This is a genomic window from Modestobacter marinus (genome assembly GCF_019799945.1).
Taxonomy (GTDB): Bacteria; Actinomycetota; Actinomycetes; order Mycobacteriales; family Geodermatophilaceae; genus Modestobacter; species Modestobacter marinus_B.
Map to the genome: position 1 here is coordinate 1 of NZ_JABGCH010000061.1, position 7,748 is coordinate 7,748.

The following is a 7,748-nucleotide window of genomic DNA, read 5'->3' on the forward strand; positions in this document are numbered from 1 at the left end:
TCACCGCGGCCACACCGCACTCGGCGGACTCCCTCCCGCCGCCCGCGTTACCAACCTGACGGGACAGAACACCTAGACTAGCCAGCTCGCTGAATAACCTGTCGGTTCGGCTGGCCGACCTCGGTCGCCGGGAGGAGGCGCTGGCCGCCGTCGAGGAAGCCCTCACCCTGCGCCGGGCACTGGCCGCCGCCCACCCCGACACCTACACCCCCGACCTAGCCAGCTCGCTGAAGAACCTGTCCATCGGGCTGTGCCACCTCGGCCGCCGCGAGGAGGCGCTGGCGGTCAACGAGGAGGCCACCACCACCTACCGGGCGCTGGCCGCGGCCTACCCCGACACCTTCATCCCCGACCTCGCCGTTTCGCTGCACAACCTGTCGCAGCGACTGGCCGACCTGGGCCGCGCCCAGGAGGCGCTGGTCGCGATCGAAGAGGCCACCGGTCTCTACCGGACGCTGGCCGACACGCACCCCGACGCCTTCGCGCCCGCCTTCGCCGTCAGCCTGGAGGCCTACGGCGTCATCCTCACCGACCTGAGCCGGGACCGGTAGGCTGTTGCCGCCGGCCGAGAAGCTGTCACCTTGTTGCGCGGCTTGTACGCCGGTCATCCGGACCGTTATCGCGACGCGCTGTCGACCGCACTTCGCACTCTGGCCATCGGTCTGCGCAACCTGAACTTCGACGCGGCAGTCGAGCAAGCCGAACGCGAAGCCGCAGAACTCGCCGATTGACGCGCTTGCGTGGCCAGCCAGGGACCTACGGAACTCAGGCGCCTCGTCGTGGGACAGGACTCCGCGGGCCGCCGATCCGTGATCTTGTCCGACCGCCGGACTAGGCTCAGACCATGTCCACGAAGCCGCGAACACCGCGCTCCTCCGCCATCGGATCGGCAGCAGGTGGGACGGCTCCCAGTTCACGGTGCCCAAGTCCCCCTCCGACACCCGTCGCGCCCCCAAAAGTTTGATCTCGTTTCAAGCGTTGAGTCGCTGACCTGCAGCCGTACATGGTGTGGGCGCCTCGTGGGCGCGACAGCGCCTGTGCGACTCGGCATTCTCGGCCACAACCACCCCCGCGAGAGCATCTTCGGTAACACCGCGGTAGTGCCTGAAGCGGCCCGATGTCGAGTACGTGAGCCACCCATGGGGGCCAGCCACTCTGAGACCATTGAGGGACGCGCCGCGAGATCAAATATGCGGGGGAGGTGCCTGAGCGGTGAACGACAGACCGAAGGTGGCGACCGAGAGACTTCCCACCGAGGAAACAATCAGCACGCGTGCGACATCGAACCACGTCAACTTGGCGCAAGGCGATCCATGGCAGACAAACATGAGTATCGCCCCGACCGGAGACCAAGTCAGGAACCTGTGGTTTACTATTCCGCAGGGAACGACGCTGGCTATCACGAGCGCATCCGTGCGGATGCGAGTGCCCTCCAGTCAGCATGTCATTGCCATGCTCGGCGTCAACGGACCGGCTGGGCTTGTCATGGGATTTGACTATTTTGTTATGGCTCACCAGGGAACCTTCAGCGCAACTGACATCTTCACAGGCATTCACTCGACGTTGCTATGGGTAGGCGATACTTACGGCGGCTTTTTTGAGTTGCAACGTTCCGATTCCTTCGGCGAGATGGTGGTTGAGGTCGCCGCTGCCGGCGTCTTGGTCGCCTAGACTTGCGAAGCGGTCCGTTCGGCGGTTGAACCTCACCCACGTACCCGAAAGGATTGCTGGTAGGTGACCCGCAGCTCGTCTCCGATCAACGCTTCCTGGGCATGACCTGGAGATTCGTAGTCAACCCGACTGCGCCCGCGCCACCGCAACCATTCAGAGTCAACCTACGAGCAATCCTTGTAGTAAGTGTCCGGCTGTGGACAGCGCCGCCACGTAGACCGGCGGATATGCGAAGCTCCCTTTGTGCCCGGCCGGGCCACGTGCCGCGGCCCCCGTCGGCCAGGTCGAGGACCCACCGTCCGGCGCGGGTGCGTGCGCCGCCGAGTACGAGAAGAAGGCGGCGTGGATCGCGGGCCAGCTGGGCCGCATAGACGCGCGCGCATGCGTCCAACGGGCGGTCTGGCGCGCGCATGCGTCCAGCGGGCGATCTGGTCCGCGTTCAGGGCGCTCGCCTGGAGGATGCCCGCGAGGCCCAGCGCGATCGCCGCGGCGGTTGCTGAGCCTTCGCGATGCCCCGGGCCAACCACGTCTGCGCCGCCAGGGCACCCAGGAGTGCACCGAGCCACGAGCAGCACGAGGTTCCACAGTCGGCCACCGGTCCAGGCGCGACCTCGCGCCAGACCAGGTCCAGCAGACGGTCCGCCCCTGGACCGGCCCCTGTGGTCGGGTTGGGCTCCACGGCATCAGCGTCCACGTCAGTCCTGGACTTGGCTCTGCTAATGCCCCACCGATCTGCGGTCCACCCCCACCCGATTAGACTCGAACCAATAGCCCTGCGATGGGCGGTCGCACCGGACCGCTGTTGTCCGCTCTCGGCCGATACAGCCCCTTGAGCAGGCTGTTCACGCACTCCAGAACGCCGATGGAGACCCGCACACACCTTCGTTGACGTCACGGGCAGACTGGTTGGTACGGGATCTCCTCGCCCAGAAAGCGCACCCATTCATCTTCAGATAGGTCGCGGTTTGCGATGGCGCAGGCGCTCCGGCTCCACGAGTCAGGATCGAGATCCCAGAGCCGCGCCGTCCCGTCGAGGCTGGCGGAGGCGAGTTCCTTGCCATCCGGCCTGAAAGCCAGATTCCAGATCCAGAAGTCTGAGCCCTCGAATGCTTGTCCTTTGGGGTGGCCGGTGGCGACGTCCCATAGACGAACCGTGCCGTCGGCTCCACCGGACGCTAGAGTTCGATCCTTCGGATCGGTCGCAACAGCATAGACGTCGCCATCGTGTCCGAATATCGGGTCTCCCTTGGGGGCGCCGCTCCGCGAGTCCCATCTCCTGATGCTCCCGTCAGAGCCAGCCGAGTAGATGCTGCCCCCGTCGGCGCTGAAGGCGACGCCGTACACAGGAGCGTTGTGGCCGAACAGAGGGCGGCCGATGAGCTCCTCGGTCCTAACATCCCACAATCTTACCGCGCCGTCGGCACTGGCCACCGCCAACTGCTGGCCTTGCGGGCTGAACGCGAGGTCGGTTGCTGCCTCGCCTTGATCGAGCGGATTCCCTCGGGGTTGGCCAGTAGAAGGATCCCACAGACGTGCGGTCCCATCTTCGCTGGCCGACACCAGTATCCGCCCGTCAGGCGTGAACGCCAGGCCGTGCACCTCGGCGGAGTGCGCCTGTATGCGGGCTCGAGGAAGTCCCGAGACCGGGTCCCAGAATTGAATCGTACCGTCCTTCCCGCCGGCAGCGAGGAGACCGCCATCAGGACTGAAGGCGAGAGACCACACTTCGCCTTGTGGAGTCGTGAGAGTCAGACCTCGCTGATCGCCGGTCGCCACATCCCAAAGCCGAAGTGTCGCTTCTTCGACTCCGGCGTCCGACCCGCCGGTGGCCAAGGTTTTCCCGTCGGGACTGTATGCGATGCTGAGCACAAGGTTGTGGCCCATCAAAGGACGACCGAGGGGGCGCGTTTCGGCCACTTCCCAGAGCCGCACGGTCCTGTCATCACTTCCCGACGCCAGCGTCTTTCCATCAGGGAGATAATGCAGCACCCACACAGAACCCAGATGCCCTCTGATGGGGTCACCTCGCGTCTCCCCCGTACGAGGGTTCCACAGACGAATGGAGCCGTCACTGGCTCCTGAGACCAACGTGCCTCCATCTGGACTGAAGCTGAGAGCCGTCACCCTGGCATCGAGCAGGCGCATCTCACGAACGAATTGATGCGTCTTGACGTCCCACAGCCGAACCGTGCCATCACTGCTCCCCGAGGCGAGCATCGATCCGTCAGGACTGAAGTCAACATCCCAGATGCCGCTGCTGTGGCCACTCAAGGGGGCCCCCATTGGCGCCCCGGACGCCACGTCCCACAGGCGCACCTGTTGGTCCTCCCCGACTGAGGCCAAGGTCGTTCCGTCGGGACTGAATGCGACGTCCCAGACCACAAGGCCATGCTCGAGGGGCTCGTGGCGAGGGGCTCTGCTGTGCACATCCCAGATGCGAACAGTGCCATCGGCGCCGCCGGAGGCCAGGGTTTGGCCGTCGGGACCGAAAGCCAGTGCATGGATCGGGCCTGAATGGCCGGCAAGATGGTCGATCAGTTCTCCGCTGTCGTCCCACAGTTGCACCTCGCCGCCTCCGCTCGCTCGCGTCTTGCCGTCGGGACTCACCGCGACCGAAAAGGCGGCATCAGCACTTACTCGCGAAGGCTCGGCGCGGAGTCGGCCCGTAACCACGTCCCAACTGCGCAGAGTGCCGTCCTCGGCGGCCGATGCCAGTGATCCCCCGTCGGGACTGATCGCCACATCGCGGACGGCGCCGGCGTGACCACGAAGCGCCGTGGACGTGTGGTACGTCCGACTGAGCATGGCTGCCAAGTGGTCCAGTGCTGCCTGTCGGCCGACGCGTGGAGCGTGCTCGACGCTCGCCACGGCGAGAAGAAGGGCCAGATCCGGCTGCCTCTCGGCTTCGACGCTCGACTGAGCAGCGAGCTGTCTTGCCACCGCAAGGTCTCGCTGCTCACGGGCGAGGTTCCGCTGTATGAAGAACTGGGTTGAAGCGACGGTTGTCGTGAGGATAAGGACGAGAAGTATCGCGATGACAGAGTTTCGCCACCGGATCGCCCGTCGCTGTTGACGGGTGTCCTCGCCGATCAACTGCTCCTTGGACACGCCGTGAAGAGGAGCGGCGAGGTTGGCTACCACCTCACGGAAGCTCGGATTGTGAAGTGAGAGATCATCCGAGGTGCGCGCCCAGCGCAGGTCGACCCAGAGGGGCTCTTCGCTGAAGGATCCCCTCAAGCTGGGCGGCAGAGCACTGGAGGCCCCCAGTCGAAGTCACCGATATGGTTGTCCCAATTCAGTTCCCCATCGGTCAAGGCGATGAACAGTCGGTTGCGCGGTTTGTTCTGGATCCACCAAGACAACTCACGATTCACCCACGGCGATGCCGACGCCCGTGGGGACGCAAGCAGGATGAAGAAGGCCGACGCATGAAGCGCAGACTCGATCGACGACCACAGAGCGGGCGTCGCGGCCAGACTGGTGTCGTCGCGGAAGACCCTGAACGCGGGCAAGCGATACCAGGGTTTCGCCAGCCGGTGCAGTGCACGTTGCAGGGCCGGAGCAAGCCTCCCGTCGGCGGCGTGACTGTAGGAGATGAATGCCCTGTACTCCTCCTCGCTGACGCGCGAGGATGGTGGAATCGGCGTCGACTCACCGCTGGTCGCCTTGCGCATCGTTCATCTTCACCTCGTTCACGACAAAGTCCGCGGAGGCGGCTCTAGTCGAGTCCGTCGTCAGGCATTAATGGCGTGCGAAGACCCCGCCTTATCGCAGGGCTCTCATCAGCATGTCCCCATCCCGCGCCCTTGCCACTTGTGGCCGACCCGACCTGACGTCTTCCAGCTCGGGCGATCTACTGAAGGCTTCAGGCCTTCACCTCCCGCCCAGGTCGATGCACGGTCTCGCGGTTGCCCACCCTGCTACACCGATAGACTTTGCGGCCATTTGCTATCAGAGGCCGTGCAATTGCCCACCGAGACTAAGAGGAAGTCGTCACTCTGGCGTCACCAACGCGTCATCCTGGCTAACGTCCGACCGAAGCAAGGCACGGCTGCCACCGCTTGGTCGCTGTGCTGATTCGGCGTGATGGGAAGCGGGTGATCTTTGCTGGTCGAACGTGGCCGTGCACTGGCGGCAGGTCAACCGGGCCGCACTCTCCCTGTAGTGCCCGAGTCATCGTTCGCGGTGGGCCGGCTGGTCGGTCGCTCTGTGCCAGCGGACGCAGCTCGAGCGCATGGCGCTGGATGGGACCGCGCGGACTTGAATGCCAAGGTGTCCGAGCCCTTATCGGACCCGGACCCCTCGGACGTTCAGTGGGTTTAGTTGCCAGCGGCGCGGAACCGCTCGACGACGTCAGCCTTGATGCGTCCCCGGGCACTGACCTCGATGCCCTGCCCTGCCGCCCATGCGCGGACAGCGGCCGGGTCAAAGCCCGAGTAGGACGTCTTGCCGATGGTGGCAGCGCGGCGTCCGCCGCCCGCAACCTTTCGAGCAGCGTCGACGTACCGGGAAAGCGCCTCACGCAGCTCGGTGGCGTTCTCGTTCGACAAATCAATCTCGTACTCGATCTTGTCCAGGGCGAACCTCACGGTCGTTTCGGCCGGGTCGCCCGTCAGGTCATCGACCTGAACAACCTTAGTCTTGGTAGCCATAACGCCAAAGACTGCATAGTGGCAACCCGATTGTCAACAGAGGGGAACCCGTGGCGAGTGACATAGAGCAACCGGCCCCAACGACTGCCGTCGAGGGCGACAACACAAACCTCGACGGGGAAGGTGACGGTCTCAAGACCGATCGGGGCGCTGCAGTGCGCTGACTGCGAGTCGTCGCGCTATCGGCTTAAAGTTGGGCGCATCACATTCCTGGCGCCAGCACTTTGCATGCGGGCCATGGCTTCCTCGTGTTCCTGCTCGCCGCTCGGTCGCAGTTCCCTCCGGATTTGAAGTTACAAGGCGTCAAGGGCTACAACGCCAAGATTTACGCCATCCAAATCCGGGCGGTAGTCCCCTTCAATACGTCGGCGCCACGTGGCCTGCCGGTTACTTGGCGGACAGACAGCCGGAGCCGGCGTGTTTAGCCTCCGTCTCGTAAGAATGCCTGCGTCGGGCAGTCTTGGCACCCGCCTCGCCTCGGACGAGACCCTCGGCGCCATCCCACCCGTGGAATTCGACCCCTGCATCGGGGCCGGTCCTCTCGGGGCACTTTGACGGACCAGCCGTTGACACGTCCGTGACGGCTGGGTTGTAGATATTGCTGGATTGTCGCGCGTCAAGATTCTTGGCAGAGGTCGCTTGTTGTCCCTCTGACCAGCCTGGAGTCTGAATCTCGTGCCTCGCCCACCGTCTCTGCCGCCGGCGGAGAAGCAGCGCCTCATCCTGTCGATCCTGGCCGGGGAGATGACCGTCGCGGCCGCCGCGCGGCAGGCCAAGGTCTCCGAGCAGTCGGTCGGGAACTGGAAGCGTCAGTTCCTCGAGGCCGGCGCCGCCGGGCTGGCCGCCGGCTCCGGGAAGCCCTCCACCCGCGAGCAGCAGCTGGAGGCCGAGGTCGCCGAGCTGACCACCGCGCTGGGTGAGGCCGCGGTCGAGCTGCGGGTGTGGAAGAAGTCCGCCGAGCACCGCCTGGGCCCTTCGAAGACCTCGAGGTGATCCGCGTCGAGGCGGGCATGTCGACCACGAGGTTCTGCCGCCTGATCGACATGCTCGAACGGACCTGGCGCCGCCGCCAGGCCCGCGGCCGGGCCGGGATGCCGGTCAAGGGGCCGTGGCCGATGCCCGTGGCCGAGGCCGTGGAGGCGGTGGTGGTCAAGCACGCCGAGGCTCATCCGGCCTGGGGTCACCGCAAGGTGTGGGCGATGGCCCGCTTCGACGGCCATCGGGTCTCCCCGGCGACGGTGCTGCGGATCATGCGTCGCCGCGGGCTGCTGCCGGAGGCCGCCTACCAGCGCGAACGCCGCCAGCTGGCCGCTGCCCGCAAGGCCGCATTCGTGACCCCGCCGAGCGGCGCCAATGAGGTGTATCGGTTGGCGATCTTGGATCGCCGCGCTTGGGGATGAGAATGCGGGGGCCGTCCGGCGACGT

General features: G+C 65.4%; 8 protein-coding genes. 5 read left to right on the forward strand and 3 right to left on the reverse strand.

All coding sequences use genetic code 11. The features are described 5' to 3' along the window. The first annotated feature begins 89 nt into the window (after positions 1-89). The 3 genes from HK417_RS27090 to HK417_RS23790 all read left to right on the forward strand — a co-directional run bounded on the left by HK417_RS27090 (position 90) and on the right by HK417_RS23790 (position 1,671). Positions 90-551 (forward strand): tetratricopeptide repeat protein, encoded by a 462-nt coding sequence (locus tag HK417_RS27090; RefSeq protein WP_368858546.1) that lies wholly within the window; start codon positions 90-92, stop codon positions 549-551. 30 nt (positions 552-581) lie between these two features. Continuing rightward, entirely contained in the window at positions 582-731 is a 150-nt protein-coding gene (locus HK417_RS23785) for a hypothetical protein (RefSeq protein WP_222272979.1), read from the forward strand. A gap of 481 nt (positions 732-1,212) precedes the next feature. After that, the gene (locus HK417_RS23790) at positions 1,213-1,671 is read left to right on the forward strand and encodes a hypothetical protein (protein WP_222272981.1); all 459 of its coding nucleotides are present in this window, start codon (positions 1,213-1,215) and stop codon (positions 1,669-1,671) included. A gap of 891 nt (positions 1,672-2,562) precedes the next feature. Here HK417_RS23790 and HK417_RS23795 read toward each other — a convergent pair. The 3 genes from HK417_RS23795 to HK417_RS23805 form a co-directional block, all read right to left on the reverse strand. After that, the gene (locus tag HK417_RS23795) at positions 2,563-4,779 is read right to left on the reverse strand and encodes a WD40 repeat domain-containing protein (RefSeq protein WP_222272983.1); all 2,217 of its coding nucleotides are present in this window, start codon (positions 4,777-4,779) and stop codon (positions 2,563-2,565) included. A gap of 125 nt (positions 4,780-4,904) precedes the next feature. Further along, positions 4,905-5,345, reverse strand: a complete 441-nt coding sequence (locus HK417_RS23800; protein WP_222272985.1) for a TIR domain-containing protein — start codon at positions 5,343-5,345, stop codon at positions 4,905-4,907. 645 nt (positions 5,346-5,990) lie between these two features. Further along, positions 5,991-6,323, reverse strand: a complete 333-nt coding sequence (locus HK417_RS23805) for a histone-like nucleoid-structuring protein Lsr2 (protein WP_222272987.1) — start codon at positions 6,321-6,323, stop codon at positions 5,991-5,993. A gap of 675 nt (positions 6,324-6,998) precedes the next feature. Between HK417_RS23805 and HK417_RS23810 the strand changes: the two genes are divergently transcribed. Continuing rightward, complete coding sequence (locus HK417_RS23810) at positions 6,999-7,316, forward strand: helix-turn-helix domain-containing protein (protein ID WP_222272989.1); 318 nt, start codon at positions 6,999-7,001, stop codon at positions 7,314-7,316. 17 nt (positions 7,317-7,333) lie between these two features. Beyond that, positions 7,334-7,723, forward strand: a complete 390-nt coding sequence (locus tag HK417_RS23815) for an IS3 family transposase (RefSeq protein ID WP_261327674.1) — start codon at positions 7,334-7,336, stop codon at positions 7,721-7,723. Positions 7,724-7,748: the final 25 nt, after the last annotated feature.

What these genes read in the sequence shown, in the direction of transcription:
- HK417_RS23815 (WP_261327674.1), top strand. Translation starts at nt 7,334, where the DNA reads ATGTCGACCACGAGGTTCTGCCGCCTGATCGACATGCTCGAACGGACC.
- HK417_RS23800 (WP_222272985.1), bottom strand. Translation starts at nt 5,345, where the DNA reads ATGCGCAAGGCGACCAGCGGTGAGTCGACGCCGATTCCACCATCCTCG.
- HK417_RS23805 (WP_222272987.1), bottom strand. Translation starts at nt 6,323, where the DNA reads ATGGCTACCAAGACTAAGGTTGTTCAGGTCGATGACCTGACGGGCGAC.